At 64.3% G+C, this 16,606-nt stretch carries 14 protein-coding genes and 1 tRNA gene; 7 read left to right on the plus strand and 8 right to left on the minus strand.

Annotation, left to right across the window (positions count from 1 at the left end; all coding sequences use genetic code 11):
- Positions 1–15 precede the first annotated feature (15 nt).
- The 6 genes from cbiB (at position 16) to DAAJ005_RS11470 (ending at position 5,355) form a co-directional block, all read left to right on the plus strand.
- Entirely contained in the window at positions 16–900 is an 885-nt protein-coding gene (gene cbiB / locus DAAJ005_RS11445) for an adenosylcobinamide-phosphate synthase CbiB (protein WP_151847211.1), read from the plus strand.
- Positions 893–1,912: a histidinol-phosphate transaminase gene (locus DAAJ005_RS11450; protein ID WP_151847212.1), complete on the plus strand. Its 1,020-nt coding sequence runs from the start codon at positions 893–895 to the stop codon at positions 1,910–1,912. Before cbiB ends, DAAJ005_RS11450 begins: the two co-directional genes overlap by 8 nt.
- On the plus strand, positions 1,905–3,305 hold the full coding sequence (locus DAAJ005_RS11455) for a cobyric acid synthase (RefSeq protein ID WP_151847213.1): 1,401 nt from the start codon (positions 1,905–1,907) through the stop codon (positions 3,303–3,305). Before DAAJ005_RS11450 ends, DAAJ005_RS11455 begins: the two co-directional genes overlap by 8 nt.
- Entirely contained in the window at positions 3,302–3,832 is a 531-nt protein-coding gene (gene cobU / locus DAAJ005_RS11460; protein ID WP_370519705.1) for a bifunctional adenosylcobinamide kinase/adenosylcobinamide-phosphate guanylyltransferase, read from the plus strand. Before DAAJ005_RS11455 ends, cobU begins: the two co-directional genes overlap by 4 nt.
- Positions 3,822–4,892 carry a nicotinate-nucleotide--dimethylbenzimidazole phosphoribosyltransferase gene (gene cobT / locus DAAJ005_RS11465; RefSeq protein ID WP_151847215.1) on the plus strand — a complete coding sequence of 357 codons (1,071 nt, stop codon included), beginning with the start codon at positions 3,822–3,824 and terminating at the stop codon, positions 4,890–4,892. Before cobU ends, cobT begins: the two co-directional genes overlap by 11 nt.
- 106 nt (positions 4,893–4,998) lie before the next feature.
- A complete protein-coding gene (locus tag DAAJ005_RS11470; protein WP_151847216.1) occupies positions 4,999–5,355 on the plus strand; it encodes an antibiotic biosynthesis monooxygenase in 357 nt (118 codons plus the stop codon).
- A 282-nt stretch (positions 5,356–5,637) separates the two neighbouring features.
- Here DAAJ005_RS11470 and DAAJ005_RS11475 read toward each other — a convergent pair whose 3' ends face one another.
- The 3 genes from DAAJ005_RS11475 to DAAJ005_RS11485 form a co-directional block, all read right to left on the minus strand.
- A complete protein-coding gene (locus tag DAAJ005_RS11475) occupies positions 5,638–7,308 on the minus strand; it encodes an ATP-binding protein (protein WP_151847217.1) in 1,671 nt (556 codons plus the stop codon).
- Entirely contained in the window at positions 7,305–7,580 is a 276-nt protein-coding gene (locus DAAJ005_RS19435; RefSeq protein WP_151847218.1) for an EAL domain-containing protein, read from the minus strand. Before DAAJ005_RS19435 ends, DAAJ005_RS11475 begins: the two co-directional genes overlap by 4 nt.
- A 208-nt stretch (positions 7,581–7,788) precedes the next feature.
- Positions 7,789–7,869, minus strand: a tRNA-OTHER gene (locus DAAJ005_RS11485).
- A gap of 124 nt (positions 7,870–7,993) precedes the next feature.
- On the opposite strand from DAAJ005_RS11485, the gene DAAJ005_RS18955 reads away from it, so the two are divergent.
- Positions 7,994–8,161: a hypothetical protein gene (locus DAAJ005_RS18955; protein WP_192930739.1), complete on the plus strand. Its 168-nt coding sequence runs from the start codon at positions 7,994–7,996 to the stop codon at positions 8,159–8,161.
- A 1,137-nt stretch (positions 8,162–9,298) separates the two neighbouring features.
- Here the strand turns inward: DAAJ005_RS18955 and lepB are convergent.
- The 5 genes from lepB to DAAJ005_RS11515 all read right to left on the minus strand — a co-directional run bounded on the left by lepB (position 9,299) and on the right by DAAJ005_RS11515 (position 16,545).
- The gene (lepB, locus tag DAAJ005_RS11495; protein ID WP_151847220.1) at positions 9,299–10,198 is read right to left on the minus strand and encodes a signal peptidase I; all 900 of its coding nucleotides are present in this window, start codon (positions 10,196–10,198) and stop codon (positions 9,299–9,301) included.
- A gap of 275 nt (positions 10,199–10,473) precedes the next feature.
- Positions 10,474–11,250 (minus strand): hypothetical protein, encoded by a 777-nt coding sequence (locus tag DAAJ005_RS11500; protein WP_151847221.1) that lies wholly within the window; start codon positions 11,248–11,250, stop codon positions 10,474–10,476.
- A 112-nt stretch (positions 11,251–11,362) separates the two neighbouring features.
- A complete protein-coding gene (locus tag DAAJ005_RS11505) occupies positions 11,363–11,932 on the minus strand; it encodes a recombinase family protein (protein ID WP_151847222.1) in 570 nt (189 codons plus the stop codon).
- 292 nt (positions 11,933–12,224) lie between these two features.
- Positions 12,225–14,678, minus strand: coding sequence for a hypothetical protein (locus tag DAAJ005_RS11510; protein WP_151847223.1), 2,454 nt, complete (start codon positions 14,676–14,678; stop codon positions 12,225–12,227).
- A gap of 253 nt (positions 14,679–14,931) precedes the next feature.
- Positions 14,932–16,545 carry a hypothetical protein gene (locus DAAJ005_RS11515; protein ID WP_151847224.1) on the minus strand — a complete coding sequence of 538 codons (1,614 nt, stop codon included), beginning with the start codon at positions 16,543–16,545 and terminating at the stop codon, positions 14,932–14,934.
- Positions 16,546–16,606 lie beyond the last annotated feature (61 nt).

Raw genomic sequence — 16,606 nt, forward strand, 5'->3', positions numbered from 1 at the left:
AGCAGGCAAAAATCCATGCTGCTAGCCCTCGCCCTTGATTTGCTGGGCGAGCCACCCGCGCCATTTCATCCGGTGGTCTGGATGGGGAATTATCTAAAAGCGGCGCGGAGGTGTTGGAGGGCAGAAACGCCTGATGAGCAACTGCGCGAAGGGGCTGGATGGTGGGCGCTGGGCGCAGTGGCCTCGGCGGGAGTCGGGGAATTGGCACAACGTCTACCGGGCGGCTGGGTGACACAGGGCATCCTCCTGAAGCTGTTGCTGGCGCGGCGGGCGCTGTTCGCGGCGGTGGATGAAGTTCATGCCGCCCTAATTGCGGGCGATCTGCCAGAAGCAAGACGACTCCTCTCCTGGCATCTGATCAGCCGGGAGACATCCGAATTGACGGCGTCCGAGGTGGCGGGCGCGGCCATAGAAAGTCTGGCGGAAAACCTGTCGGACAGCGTGGTTGCGCCGCTGCTGTGCTTTCGCATGGGCGGGTTGCCGCTGGCCGCGATTTATCGCTATGCCAACACCGCCGACGCCATGTGGGGCTACCGCACCCCGGAGCTGGAATACGCCGGAAAGGTAGCTGCCCACGCCGACGACATCCTGAATTTGGCCCCGGCCCGCCTGACCGCGCTGTGTACTTTGCTGGCCTCTGGTGGGCGCGGCCTGGGCGTGTGGGCGCGTGACCGCCGCAACACCACCAGTCCCAATGCCGGACATCCCATGAGCGCCTTCGCCGGAGCGCTGGGCGTCCGGCTGGACAAGCGCGGCGTGTACGTCCTCAATGCTGGGGGGCGCGTGACAGAAGCGGCAGACCTGCCCCGCGCCCTGAAGCTGGCCCGCCGAACCTTTGCGCTGGCGACGCTCTTTTTGCTGCTGCCCTGGAAGCTGTCACTCTGGAGGAACGATGCCTGAGCTGCCGCCCCTGCTGCCCCGCATCCCTCACGGTGGACCCACTTCCGCAGCCTTCACAGGTCTGGATTTCAGCGTGAATGCCGATCCTTACGGCCCCAATCCGGCGCTGGTGCAGGCACTGCGGGAAGCCGATCACGCCCATTATCCAGACCCGACTTACCGCGCGGTGCGTGAGCGACTGGCCGACTGGCATGGCGTCTCCCCTTCAGAAGTCGCGCTGGCGGTGGGCGCGTCCGATCTGCTGCACCGCATCGTCCGGGCATTTCTACCGACTGGTGGCACTCTGCTCAGCGTTCGCGCTCCTTTCGGAGAACTGGCCCGCGCCGCCGCGTTGAACCGGGCAGAAGTGAGTGTCACCACACCCGAAACCATCCTCAACAAGATTCAGCCCGGCGTATCGCTGGTCTATATCGGCCATCCGCACAACCCCACTGGTCACCGACATTCAGAACAGCAGTTGCAAGCCCTCGCCGCCGCCTGTCAGTCTGCCGATGCCCTGCTGATCGTGGACGAGGCGTATGCGCCGTTTCTGCCCACATCCAGCGTCCCGCGCACCGCGTCCGTGATTCGCCTGCTATCGCCCGGCAAGGCACATGGGCTGGTGGGCGCACGTCCCGCCTACGCTCTGGGCGCGCCGGAAGTTGTTGCCCGGCTGGACAACCTCGCACCCGCGTGGCATGTCCCGGCGGGAACGGCGGTAGTCCTGGCCGCATTGCCGGAAGCTGGAGACTTTCTGGAGCAAACCCTGCCGCGCGTGCGACAGGAAGCGGAGGCACTGGCAACTGCCTTGCGCTTTCTCGGCCCAGTAGAGCGTCACGGCACGCCATACATGGTGCTGGAAGTGGGAAATGCGGCAGCCGTGGCAGCAGGGTTACTGAACCTCCGCATTCGGGTGCGCGATTGCGCCAGCTACGGCCTGCCTGACCGCATCCGCATTTCCACCCGCAGACCGCAGGAGAATGTGCGGCTCATCCAAGCGCTCAAAGCTGTTCTGGAGGACGTTTATGGGTAAAGCCATCATGATTCAAGGCTGCACCAGCAGCGCTGGCAAGAGCTACCTGACGGCGGCGCTGTGCCGCATCCTGGCCAACGAGGGCGTGCGCGTGGCCCCCTTCAAGGCCCAGAACATGAGCAACAACGCGGGTGTGACCCCGGCGGGCCTGGAAATGGGCCGCGCCCAACTGGTGCAGGCACAGGCGGCGCGGGTGGTGCCCGACGTACGGATGAATCCCGTGCTGCTCAAGCCGGAAGCCGACACCCGCTCGCAGGTGGTGCTGCTGGGCCGCGCCAGTCCCGAACTGACCGCGCTGGGTTGGCGGGAGCGCAAACCGCACCTGTGGCCCCACGTTCAAAAGGCCCTGCACAGTCTGCTGGACCAATATGACGTGGTGGTCATTGAGGGTGCGGGCAGTCCCGCCGAGGTCAATCTGCGCGAATCGGACATCGTGAATATGCGTGTGGCGCGAGAAGCGCAGGCTGCCGTATTGCTGGCCGCCGACATTGACCGGGGCGGAGCCTTCGCGCACCTGCTGGGAACGTGGCATTGTCTGACGCTGGAGGAACGCGCGCTGATGAAGGGCTTCATTCTCAACCGCTTCCGGGGCGACGCGCGGCTGCTGTCGCCCGCCCCCGAATGGCTGGAGGAACAGACCGGGGTGCCGACGGTGGGCGTGGTTCCCATGCTGGATATTCCGCTGCCCGAGGAGGACGGGTTCTGGACCGAGAAACAGGCTGTGGGTGAGGAGGAGGGCTTCGTCGCCATCGCCCGCCTGCCGCGCGTGTCCAATCTGGACGAGTTCGCGCCGCTGGGGCCACTGGCCCACTGGGTCACCACCCCTGCCGAGCTGGATGGCGCGCGGGCCATCATCCTGCCCGGCAGCAAAAGCACCGCCGCCGATCTGAACTGGCTGCGGGCCTCCGGGCTGGCGGCGGCGGTCACGCGGGCCGCCCACGCGGGCGTTCCCGTGCTGGGCATCTGCGGCGGCCTGCAAATGCTGGGCCAGACCCTGAGTGACCCACACCGGGTGGAAGGCGGCGGGGAGGCTCACGGCCTGGGCCTGCTGGACCTGTCCACCACCCTCGCCGCAGACAAGACCACCCGCCTGACTACCATGACCGACGCCGAAACCGGCCTGACCCTGAGCGGTTACGAGATTCACCACGGGCGGACGCAATCCGGCCCAGGCGTTCAGGAACTCGCGCCGGAACTGCTGTGGCGTGCGGGCAACGTGCGCGGCACCTACTTGCATGGCCTGCTGGAAAATCCAGCCTATCTTGAACGCTTCCTGGGCTGGGCGGGTCTGGCCTCACCCGCTGGGCTGGATAGCCTGGACGCCCGTCTGGACGCCATCTCCACCCAGGTTCGCGCCAGTCTGGACTGGGAGTTCGTGCGGGGATTGCTGTGATCCTGTACGTGACCGGCGGCGCACGCAGCGGCAAGAGCAGCTTTGCCGAGGCCCGCGCCGCCGCGTCCGGGGGGGCTGTGACCTACCTCGCCACCGCCCAGGCTTTTGACGCCGAGATGACGGAACGCATTGGGCGTCACCGCGCGGACCGTCCGGCACATTGGACGACGGTGGAAGAACCGCTGGACGTGCCGCAAGCTATGCAAGACGCCGCAACGCCCACCGTTTTGCTGGACTGCCTGAGCCTGTGGGTCAGCAACATGCTGCTTCTGGACTGGACCGATGAGGCCATGCTGGAAGCGACGGATGCACTGCTGAGCGCCGCCCACACCCGCCCCGGCCTGACCGTGCTGGTGACCAACGAGGTGGGCCTGGGCATCGTGCCGGACAACGCCCTGGCACGCCGTTACCGCGACCTGCTGGGCTGGGTCAACCAGCGCTGCGCCGCCGCCAGCGACGAGGCAATCTTCCTCGTGAGCGGGCTGCCACTACAACTCAAACCCTCCAAGGAGTTCCATGCACCCTGAATTAATAGCCCTGATCGGGTCCATCCAGCCCGCCGATGCCGATGCCATGTCCCGCGCCCGTGCGCGTCAGGCCCAACTGACCAAACCCGCCGGGGCGCTGGGCGATCTGGAGGAACTGGGGGTGCGGCTGGCAGGCGTCTTCGGCAGCGAGAAACCCCATCCACGCGGCGTGGCTGTTCTGGTAGCCGCCGGGGATCATGGTGTGGCCGCCAGCGGGGTCAGCGCCTACCCGCCCGAAGTGACGCCCGCGATGGTGGCCAACTTCCTGGCCGATACACCCGACGGGCCGGGGGGAGCCGCCGTCAACGCCATTGCCCGTACGATGGGCGCGCGGGTCTATGTGATGGACGCCGGGGTGAATGCCGAATTGCCGGACCATCCGGCCCTGATCTGTGCATCGGTGCGGCGCGGCACCCGTGATCTACGCCTTGAAGCCGCCATGACCCGCGAGGAGACCGAGACGCTGATCCTGGCTGGAGCCGCGCTAGCAAGGCAGGCCATAGAAAACGGCGCGGACCTGATCGTTCCTGGCGAGATGGGCATCGGCAACACCACGCCCGCCGCCGCATTGACCGCCCGATTGCTGAACATGGATGCGTCAGAGGTAACGGGCCGGGGTACAGGTGTGGATGACATGACGCTGGCCCGTAAGCTCTCGGCGGTGCGTGAGGCGCTGGCCCGCACTGATACCACCGATCCCCTGAATGTGCTGGCCGAATTCGGCGGCTTTGAAATCGCCGCCATGCTGGGCATGATGCTTCAGGCCGCCGCACTGCGCCGTGCAGTGGTGCTGGACGGCTTCGTGGAAGGTTCAGCAGCGCTGGTGGGCGTAGCCCTGGACCCGGCCCTGCGCAACTTCCTGTTCCCGGCAGGCGAGTGCGCGGAGATCGGTCATGCGGCGCAGCTCTCGGCCCTGGAGTTAAAGCCGATGTTCAGACTGGGCCTACGCCTGGGCGAGGGCACGGGGGGCGTGCTGGCTGCGCCATTGCTTCTGGCGGCGGCAGCCACCCTGCGCGAGATGCGAACGTTTGAGAAAGCGGGGGTGCCGGGCGGGGGATGACCGGGTGCCCTTCTCCCACTCTCATTCGGTTCGCCCCACTTTCGCTAGCCTGTACTGGTAAGCCTTAGCCTGTCTTTCCGCACCCCACCCTCTGGAGGAACCGCCGATGATCACCGTCATGAACCGCATTGCCGTCAACCCCGAATACGCCGATCAGTTTGAAGCCCGCTTTCTGGACCGCGCCCGGCTGGTAGACGAGATGCCCGGCTTCGTCAGCAATCAGGTGCTGCGCCCGGTCAATCCAGGCGATCCCTACGTGGTGCTGACCCTCTGGGAAAGCCGCGCAGCCTTTGAGGCGTGGACCAGTTCCGACGCCTTTGTGCAGGGTCACGCCCGTAGCGGCTCGCTACCCAAGGAAGCCTTCAGCGGTCCCAACAAGCTGGAGATTCACGAGGTCCTTCAGGATTCCAGCCGCCCTGAGCTGACCGCCGAACCGCGCGGAAAAGCATTCGGAATGCACTGATACGGCCTCCGATTGAATCGTTTGCAAAAACGGTGAAATCCGAGCGGGACTCGCAGAGCTGCGCCAGCAGACTTGAAAAGCTTCGCAGAAGAGGAAGAGCGTCCTCTCTTCGAGCTGTACCAGTCATGGGCATCTGTTCATGACGATAGCGAGAAAGAGGAAAACGGATTTCGGGCGTGGAGTTATCGTCCTCGTTTCAAACCCCAGCGGAACGTGGCGCAGTAACAGTCCCACTCGCGGACCAGCCAGCCCTGTTCGATCAGCGAGGTCCCGGTTCGCGGACTACACGACTGGTTTGGGCAGGGCCACGCCAAAGGTGGCCCCCTGATCCACCACGCCATCCGCGAACACCCGGCCGCCATGTTTCAGTGCGATCCGCCGCACCGTCGCCAGCCCCACCCCGATCCCAGGGAAAGCTGCCTGCGTGTGAAGGCGCTGAAAGATCCCGAACAGTTTGCCGCCGTACTCGGGATTAAAGCCCACTCCGTTGTCCTGCACCGTGATCGTCCATTCGGTCTCCGTCTCGCCGACCTGCACCGTGACCCTGGAGACGTCCTGCCCAGTAGAGTATTTGACGGCGTTGCTGATCAGGTTCGTCAGCACCTGCTGAATCAGCGTGGCGTCCCCCCACACGATCACGGCCCCCTGAAACTGGACATCGATCACCTGCTCCGGGAATTCGAGCTGGGCGTCCTGCTGCGCCTGCACGATCAACGGTTCCAGGGGAACCATCCGGGGATGGAAGTCCTGCCGCCCGGCCCGCGACAGCATCAGCATCCCGTCAATCAGCCCGTTCATCCGCATGGCCCCCTGCTGGATGATGTCCAGGTTGTGGCTGATCTTCTCCGGCTGGTTCCTGACCAGTGCGGTGCGGGCCAGATCGGCGAAGCCCATCACATGCCGGATCGGGGTGCGCAGGTCGTGCGAGGCGGAGTAGGTAAAAGCGTCGAGTTCCTCGTTGGCGGCCATGAGTTCATGGGTGCGGATGGCGAGAGCGTCCCGCTGCCGGGTCAGTTCCTGGGTCTGCGCCGCCCGCTCCAGCGCCAGGCCAAGGCCCCGGCCCACCGACTCAATGATCGCCTGCTCCTGCGCCGTCCATTCGGGACACTGGGACCCGGTGGCGAACAGGGCGTAGGGCTGGTCCCCGGAGTGGTAGGCCGTGATGCTCAGCGCGCTGGCGTAGCCCACTGATTGCGAGCGTCCGTCTTCCCCACCAACAAAGGACGTCCCGCGCCGTGCCAGGGCGTCGGCCACCAGGGGCGAGGTCAGAGTGATCCCGGCCTGCCGGGCCGCCATCACCTCCGGGGGCGTGTTGCTGGAAAACAGCACCGGATAGGCCATGTTGCCCTTCACCAGATAAAAGCCGCTGATGGCGCCGCCGACAGCGTCACGGATGATGTCGCTGGCCGCCGTGGCGATTTCGTTCAGATCGGTGCTGCTGGCCACCTGTGTGGTGAACCGGACAAAGGCTTCCAGGGCACGCTCATGCTGTCCCACACGGACTTCCAGGGCCTGGGCATAATTCCTGAGCTGGTGCTGGGCCTCCAGGAGTTGCTGTTCAGTCCGCTTGCGGGCGGTGATGTCCCGGCTGCTGGCCAGTAGCCGGGTGACAGAGCCGTCTGGACCGCGCAGCGGCGACACCCGCACTTCCCACCACTTCGGGGTGCCGGCGAACGTTCTGGCCGGGCCTTCAAAGGTGGTGGTCTGCCCGGCGCGCGCGGCGTCCAGGGCCTGCTCGACCTGCACGCGGGCCTCGCCTTCCCAGAATGAGGGCCAGAGCAGGTTGTGGCACACGCTGAAATCCGTGATCTCCATGGTGTCCATGCCGCCGGCATTCATGGAAAGAAGACGGGCGTCCAGATCAAGGACCTTGATACAGTCGGCGCTGCTTTCGATGATGGCCCGCAGGTCGGTGACAGCCAGGGCAGGATCAGGGGTGGGGGGGAGAGTCATGGTCTGGTGTCCAGTCTGACAGGCATTCTGCCGCATGGAACCAAACACATCAACTGCCCCTTGATGCTGGCCACGTGCTGGAACCGGATCACTGCTTCAAACGGCCCTGATGCGGCCTGACGCCAGACGGCGAGCTGAACGCAGGCGGTGTCCAGCACCCACTCACCAATGGAAATGATCAGACCGGACGCCGCCGCCGGGATGAAGCGGGCTGGCGACACCACCTCGCCGCCCGCCGGGAACCATCGCAGCAGAGCCTGCAGACACCTCACCGCCCTCCAAAGCTCATACGGATTCCGTCTGTGTCGTTAACAAACCGGGAAAGCTCCGGTTCGTTCACTCCACGCCCGGAACCTGTATGAGCGACCAAGGTGGGCGCTGAACCTTTCGGATTTGGTCCGGTCAGATTGAGCGGTTACGCATGCGGCACCGTGGAGCGTTTTAGAGAAATGAAAAAACCCGCGCTAGGCGGGTCTTAATTGGTGGGCGGTATAGGACTTGAACCTACGACCTCTCGCGTGTGAAGAGACTTAAACGCCCTCCAGGTCGCGTAAACTGCCCTTGATCTCGCGTTTCCAAGTTGCCGGTCATTTCTGAGTCTCTACAGGTCACCCCCGTATTCACGCGCTTGCTCGAGATGGGTGGCTGTCAATGGCAGTCAACGCAATATTCAAGGGGAAGCGTCATGGGCGGTCTGGGTTCCTGGAAGCACTACGGCCAGAGCACGCTGTGGACCCACGAGCGGCGTCTGCTGGGGCTGGGCGCCACGACGGGGGCGAAAGCAGTGCGGCTCCCAACCTGTCTGGCGGTGAGACTCATGGTGGAAACGGTGGGCGTTGCCCAGAAACTCTGACGGGTCCGCTGGCACGGGGCAGCGCAGGAAGTCGGCTCCGAGGCTCACCCGATGTTAAATGTCTCCGGCGGCGCGGAACTGAGCCATCAGTCGGCTCACGGTGGCCGGATGGGCCTTAAAAGGGCGGGAGGCCTGCGCCATGATGTAGCGCTTTTTCTGCACGCTGAGGACCAGCTCGGCGCACTGAGTCTGCGAGAGCTTGGGGCGGTGGCTGGCGCCCCCCTATCTCCCCGGGCTAGAATCAGGACTACATGGGTTCGTTCATGCGCCGCTGCACTACAGTTTCCTGATGGCCGCACCCCAGTCTCCCGCTGCACTGCGTCACCGCGCAGCACCGCAGCACGCCGACCTGCAAGAACTCCCCTTCAAGCACGCCTGCGCCGAGATCGCTGCCCGCCACCACCTCAGCGAGCCGCACGCTTTTCAACTCGCGCCCGGCGGCGCGACGCACCTGGTGCGCCTCTCGGATGGTGCGGCGCTATGTGGCCGTGGACCGCAGCTCTACACTGGAGAACCTCAGGTTATCGGCCCGCTCACCTGCCGTAGATGTGTCCAGGCGGTTGCGAGACGTCTCAAAAGCAGTCTGGGACGCCGAGCGAGTCGCGTCACCCCCACACGCAGGTCGTGACAAACCACGAGGGAAGCGCGCGTACAACCTGTGCCTCAGTTCTGGTCTGGGATCGACAGCAAGAAAATGGACCTTCGAGTTTGACGTTGAGCGCGGGTTGGGGATCTGCCTCCCTGATGATCCAGTTCTACATTTCACGCAAGACTCTTGCTCAGAATGTTAAGCCGCGTCCATTCCCTGTCCCATTTCCATCGTCCAGGCACAGCTTTCTCCTCAAACACCTTAATTCTTTGTCGCGCGTGAAGTGACTCTTTCATGCAAGTTATATGTTTATTTAGAGCGGGTCCACGCATCATCTTGCAGCTTTGCGCGAGACTCTAGAAATTAATCTGACGCCCAGTTGCCCTGGTAAAACACTTTTTCAGTTGAAACTCAAAGCTGGCCGACGTGAGACGGTGCGCTCGCCGTCTTGGAAAAATCAGGTGACCTAGAAGACCTCACAGCCTTCGATGCGCTCGACATCCCTGACGTTGCCGCTCACCCTGAACGCGGCGACCTCAGCTTGCCGCTCAGCGCCTCCGCTCCGTCGGTGGTAGGCAGTCCTCTGGGCGCATTCCCGCGTAATCAGGACGGGGCGCCACCAGCTTGCCGTTGATGGATGAGAGCGGCAAAAAGCCGAAGCTCCGCGAATCCATAAACAGATCTGAGCGGTTGTCCGAGATCACGGCCACCGAGCCGGCAGGCACTGGAGTCGGTGCCAGCAGCACCGCGTCCTCAACCACGAGATCGGCAGACGGGTCCGTCTGGGACTGATCCACCACCGCCAGGTTATTCAAAAAGAGTTCTTCGTCCACGCAGCCCGCTGCGCGCAGCGCCGAGAACGCGGCTGGGATGTCCGCAACCTTGCCGTTGACCAGCAGGACACCTTTGCGGACCTCCACCCGGTCTCCAGCCACGCCCGCCACCCGCGAGACGATGGTGGACCTTGGCCCGTTCTTCCAGGGAGAGCGAAAGCTGACCAGGTCGCCGCGGCGCACTTCGCCCCGCAGCGCCGGAGCCACCACCACCGAGACCTGATCCCCGGAGAGCAGTGTCGGCGCCATCGAGTAGCCGCCGTAATTCAACACCGTGAACGCTGTGCGGGTAAATAGCATCAGCGCCACCACCATCACGGCTCCCAGCAGCAGGGCCTGACGCAGTGAGAGACGGTCAAACCGGCGCAGCGCTGGGGGCAGCCGCTCTCCCAGCGACAGCCTCACCCACGCCCACGCGCCGGCGCCGGACACCAGCGCCACGATCAGGATGCTCGTCGTCGGTGAGACACCCACCATGGCCAGCAGTGCCAGATACATCAGGAAGATCAGGACCGCGAGGACGCCGCTGGTGTACAGCGCCCCCCAGGAACCGAACAGCAGGGCGAGAACAGTGGCCAGCCAGGGCCGGGGCAAACGGGGTGCAGGGGCAGTCATGCTGGAAAGCAGTCTAAATCGCAGCCTCTTTCAACACTCTGCTGCCTTCAACAGCACTTGATACTTTAAGAATAGCGTCCTGGACGTCGTGCGGCGACACAAAGATGTGATGGACAGGAATTTCTCTGTCCATCTGAGGCTCGCCGAATTTTAGATGTCCTCGGCAGCACAGAGCTGCAACATCAGTCGGCTCACGGTCGCCGGGTGAACCTGAAAAAGCCGAGCAGCCTCCGCCATGGTGTAGCGCTCCCTCTGCACGCCGCTTTCAGGTGCGTTTAGCGGTAGACGATCTGGCGCAACTCGAAGAGGCTCATGGGCTGAGCATCGGGCGGGCAGAGGGCGGCGTCAGCCGTCTGTGGGCAAGCTGACGCGGCAGTGTCGTGGGTGAGCCGGGAAATCCAGTTTCCCTGAGCGTCCCTGACTTCTGTGACCGTCTTCACGCTGCGCTGACCAGCCACTGTGCGGGTGGTGCGGGTCACCACCGCGCCCTGCTCCACGCTTTCCTGGGTGCGTTCCGTGAACTTCTGCATCCAGTTCCGTGCCCGCTCGATCACGCTTACCGTTTTGCCGTCGGCGCTCCAGGTGAGGTCGAGCGTCCTGATGGATTTGCCTCCTGGGGCGCGCTCATCCTGATGGATGACGCGGCCAGCCGCGTCGCACCGGGCCGTGGCCGTGATGTTGGTGCTGCGCTGATCGGCGCTCCGCGCACTCCGGTAATCGTTATAGGCGAGACAACCGCTGGCGGAAAACACGACGACCTGGTGGACGTTGTTCGGTGAGTTGCTCTCGTGGTAATTAGCCCGGCGACTGATGGGGTCAAAACGGTGGGTGGCCCGGAAGTTGGGCAGGTCTGCACGGGTGATCACGGCACTGAGCCGGTCCTTGCCGATCTCGAGAACACTGACGACCCCTTCCTCCTGGATCTCTTCGATTCGGATGACGTCGCCCTTGAGTTGCAGCACCTGGAGCAAATTCGATGGCGCCACTGGTGCGGCGGCGAGGGCGACGGCGCTCAGCATCGTCAGGACAGCGGTCACAGGAAGGAGGTGCATCGCGCTGCAGCGTAGCAAGTCGCGGTCTGGACAAGCAGGTTCTGGGCTGTCCGATCTTCGGTCCCAAACGACACAGAATCCGCGTGGTTCCGGGGTGCGTTTCGGGAACTGATTAGGTTCCAGATGCCAGCTCTCGCTGGAGCAGCCGGGTGATGGTGCTGGGATGGACGTCAAAGAGCCGGGCGCACTGTGCCGCTGTCCGCTCGCCAGACCGCACAGACTGGCGGATGTCCTGCTCCTGGTGCGGCAGCAACTTGCGCTTGCGGCCCCCAACCCGCCCGGCCAGGCGGGCCTCTTCCAAACCTGCTTTGGTGCGTTCACGGATCATGGCCCGCTCAAACTCGGCAAACGCGCCCACCATCTGCATCATCATCCGGCCCGCTGGCGTGGTGGTGTCGATGGCCTCGGTGAGACTGCGGAACCCCACGCCCCGCTCGCCCAGCAACTCCATCAGGTGCAAGACGTCTTTCAGGCTGCGGCTCAGGCGATCCAGTTTCCAGACCACCACCACGTCGCCGGCGCGGAGCTGGTCCAGCATCTTGTGCAACTCGGGACGGTCCCACCGGCCCCCGGAAGCATGTTCGGTGAACACGCGCTCAGCCCCTGCTGCTCCAAGCGCGCGCAGTTGGGCGGCGGTGTCCTGATCCTGTTGTTTGCTGACGCGGGCGTAACCGACTTGCATGAAGCCTCCAATGTTGCAAAAACGTGTTGCCGTTGCTGTTGATTATGCAACAGAGTTTCGCAACCCGGCAAGGCCGATTTTATCGTTGCGCCAAAACCATTGCGATAACGTTCGTTTTCGCACTGCTCGGAGCCAGGAAAATGGAAGGCTCGCGCGCCATCGGGACGACATCTCGGCCTTGATCAAGTCTGGACCTCAGAACTCGCTCCGGATCATCTAGAAGTCGCGGTCAGGTGTGGGGGCAGACGCGTCTGCCCCCACACCTGACCACTGTTCTTTCATGGCTGAATGTTCAGTTCAGCAGCGTCAGGTGGGAGCAAGCCTGCGTGGCGCACCCGTCGTAGGTCACCACCGCCACCCCGCCGTTGCGGGTGGTGATCATTCTGGAGATCCGGCCCACGGGGGTGGACGTCATCTTCAGGCTGCTGGTCTCCAGGCGAATGGCCTTGGATCCATTTTGCAGCCACAACACGCCCGGCGTCGCTGCGTCAAGGCCAATGACGATGAAGTTTTGCGGCCCAGGCAGGGTCGCCCTGGAGATCACCGTGGACACGCGGCCGTCCGGATCCCGGCGATTCAGGTTGTTGTTGATATCTGTGAGCCAGATGGTGCCGTCATTGCCGATGGCCGCCGTGAAAAATGGATACCCGTCCAGGCGCGTCCCCAGATCACGCACCGCGCCTGTCACGGTATCCACCACCACCGGAAGATCTGTGCTCAAAGCCAGATACAGCAACGTCTTCCCATCAGGACTGACCAGAAATTCTGTATTGTCCAGGGAATAGACGCGCGTCCGGTCCATGACGGCCACCTCGCCCGTCACCGGGTTCCAGCGGGCCAGCACCAGACGCTGGTCTGCAGCGTCGCGGCCGACATACCACAGCCGTCCATCGGCGTCCGAGACAGCCTGACCCACACCTTCCGGTTTGACCACGGTGGTGAAGGTGCCGTCCGGTCTGACCAGCTTGGCCTGTGTGCCACCATTCGCGTACGGCAGGGCCACCACGTCACCGCTGCTCAGGCCGACCAGTTGGTCCACCTCTGGCAACGTCACCGTGGCGGCCACGCCGCTGGACGTGAACCGTTTGAGCACCTGGTCATAGGAGTTGTTGGTCTGGGTCTCGGCGATGCCAGTCAGGATCCACACACCGCTGCTCACCGAGGCCAGCCCGCGCTCGGACACGCCGCCGTTATTGATCAGTGTCCGCTGGGGGCAGACACCCAGGGCCAGCGACACCGAACTGGTGGCCCCGGGGCCGGATACCTCGATGGTCACATCGCGTTGGGTGGGGCTTGCTCCTTTGGCTACGGTGATCGGCAGCGTGATCTCGGTGCTGGTGTTGGCCCCGAGCGTGACCTGAACGGGCGCCGCACTGACCCCAGCAGGAAGCCCCTTGAGGCTTAAGGTGACTGACCCTGCGTAACCGAACAGGCTGACGAGCTGTCCCCGGATAGCTCCAGTTTCTCCCTGACAGACAAATTCCTCGGGTACTGACGTGCCGAGATCCAGCTTGATGCCGGGCCGCTGGACACTGAGCGTCCCGTAACCACCGCCCACCGGACGGCCCGCGCTGTCGTTCACGAGGAGCCGGAAGGGCAGGGTGCCCGGGACTGTCCCCGTGTACCGGAAGGTGAGTTGGGTGTCGAGCTGTTGCGGGGCCAGGCCCAGACCTTGCAAGAAGGCGCTCTGCCCCTGGGCAGCTCCCAGTGTGGGCAACGTCAGTCGGGTCGGCTCCACCGTTAAGCCTGGCACGTCGGTGGACAGCGTGACCGTACCGGAAACGCCGCCGACCTGCTGGAACCGGGCGGCCACGCTGACCGTTTCATTGGCGGCGAAGGTCAGCGGCGCAGTTCCCAGGGCGACGTTGACAAATGACTCGAACAGCCGGCCTTTGAGCTGCGAGGCTGCCGCTGGATCCAGTGACTTCAGCGTGAGGCGCGTCGGGACGTCCGTCTTCGCGCTGTACTCCACGGCGTTCCAGCCGGCCTTCAGATCAAGGTCATAGACCACTGAACCGCTGTTTCCGCAGTCGACGGTTCCACTGGTCTGCGAGGCGGCCGTGCTGTAGATGCGGGCCACCGTGCTGCCTGGCACCGTCGCTCCTGCCACGAGCTCTTCTTGAATCTCGCCCAGGGGATCACCCTGTGCCGAATACGCGTACAGGCGGCTGAACCGGAAGATGTCAGGGTTGGCGGTGCTGGTCCCCGTGAAGGTGCATCCACTGAATGACGGGGGAAGCAGGGTAGACGAGCTGCCCGTGGACGGCGGAGCCGCGAGCTTCAGATCCACCTCGCCTGACGCACTCAGGGTTCCCCTGGAATTGGCGCTGACGCCATCGGCATTGCCGAGCAGCACGTACCCAGCGGGGAACGTTGCCCCAGTCACGGTGCCGCTGATCTTTGCTGGACTGATCGCCGCGCCGCGCTGCGCCGTGTAGATCAGCGTGACGGTCTGGTCGGCGTTGACCGTCACGGTCTGCTCGGCAGGAACATCGAACCCAGGCACGGCGGCGCCCTTGACCGTGACCACGGTCCCCGCCGCGAGTTGTGTGAAGGTCTTGGTTCCGGTCACCGTGTCGTTCCACAGGACCGTATTTCCAGTTTTGACGGAGACCGGAGCCGCCGAGACGCCCACCAGTTTCACGGTGAGGGCGTAGTCGGCGGCGGGTCCAGGACCATTTCCGCCACCACAGGCGGCGAGCACGGCAGAGAGGGCAACAAAAGCCGGAAGTCGGAGTGTCTTCATATTCTCTCAGAATTTTAATGTGTTCCGCGCTGGTGGGTGGAGAGATTTACCACGTTGGACGTATGCAGGCGTCTTGCGGAATCTGTGTGCAGCCTCAAATCGGGGCGTACAGGTCGGAGAAGCCCTTAACCTTCGGTGGCGCACATCGCTCATGGCCAGGTCACAGGTTGCGCGTGGAATATGGATGAAATTTCGGTCCTTTCGGAGCAATCCTCAGCCAGTGCGGTGTGAGCAGGCTCCAACCTAAGCTCCTTCAGTCGATGATGATTGCGGCCGTGGTGACGCTGACCGTGAAAGTGAATGTCTGGCCGAAGCTGTCTTGCACGGTGATGGTGCTGAAGCCGGCTGGTCCCTGCGGCGTGACCGTCAAGGTGCTCCCTCCCACCGATGCCATGGCGACACTGGGGTTGCTGCTTTCCGCAAAGAATCCGTCGACGCTCGATTCGCTCACGGTGAACACCTGAGGCACATCGTTCTCGAAGTCGTACTGCGAGACCCCGCTGATCAGGGCCGTCCCGTTATGGGTCACCGCCATCAGGGAAGCCGTGACCGCGAGTCTCGCCGTGCCCACGGTGTTGCCCTGTGAAACCACCGTGAAGGTGGCGGTCTCTGGCGCGGCGGCAGCGTGCACGGCATAGGTGAAGACGTTGCTCTGCTGGGAAAGAAAGGTGAACGTCGTCTGACCCGTGACGCTGACCGCCGGAACCGTGGTGACGGGATTGTTGAAGCCGTCCCTGAGCGTCACCGTGAGTGTGCTGCTGCCGTTCACCCTGACCGGGTTTGCGCTGAGCGTCACGGTCGAGGTGGTGGTGTTGGCCGTCCCGGTCACGCTGGTGTACGTGACCGTGCCGGTCACGCCATCTGCTGTGGCGTTCACGGGCACCCTGGCGCCGACCGTCTTTTCGGTGAGAAGGCTCATGCTGGCGCGCCCGGTGGCGTCCGTACTCGTCAGTGGGGCACCAGCACCGCTTCCAGCGCCAGTGCTGAAGCTCACCACCCGGCTTCCAATGGGCAGCGGCCGCCCCCGGGCCGAGCTGAGCTGCGCGGTGGCGACGATACTCGATCCGGCCACCGGCGCGGCGTTCGAGAGGGCCACCGTGACAGTGTGGGCGGGCACCGTCAGCACCTGGGTCGCCAGGACCGTGCCCGCCGCCCCTTTGACGGTGAGGGTCGTGACCTGGGGCCTACCGGTGGGCTGGGGTGCCTCCACCGTGAAGGTGCCGACTCCCGTGGCCTGAACGTTAAAGGCCGGGTTGCTGCTGGTCACGGTCTCCGTCGGCCGCCCCGGGTTCAGGATGGTCTGCCCGGCGGCGTCCTTCAGGGCAATCCCAAGCTTGTACAGGCCCCCGGAATCCAGCAGCAGGTGTCCAGTGCTGTCCGTGGTGAGGTCGGCGGCGCGGTCCGTAGGCTGGAGCGTCGCCGAGAGCGCCACACCGCTCATGGTGACGCGGACGGGATTGTCCTGATGCGCCACGACGGTCACGGTACTCGTGGAGGTGCTGAGCAGGTGGCTGCCGCCGTCATAGGCATCGACGGTGAGGACCTGGTTCGCGCCGGGATCGACCTTCAGGCTGAGCGTGCAGGTCTGGCCGCCGGCGCCGGTGGTGCATACCGCCGCACCGAGGGCCAGGGTGGTGTCCAGGCTGCCGACGCGCACCCGCAGGCTGGTGGTCGCGCTGCTGACGTACTGGGTCCGCAGGCCCTGCCCGCCGACTGGCGTGGGTATGGAGAGCGCGAAGGTGAGGGTGGTTGCCGCAGGCGTGACGCCGGGAGGCAGATTCGGTGTGGTGGACGTTCCGCATGCGCCGAGGAGCAGGGCAGGCAGCACAAGGAACAGGGTGCGGATTCTGGGCAGTAGGCGAGACATGGGAAAACTCCTGAAGTGGACAGAGGGCACAGGTGGCGGCACAGAACAAATCAAGGGAACT

The sequence above is a fragment of the Deinococcus sp. AJ005 genome (assembly GCF_009017495.1).
In the GTDB taxonomy this organism is placed as follows: domain Bacteria; phylum Deinococcota; class Deinococci; order Deinococcales; family Deinococcaceae; genus Deinococcus.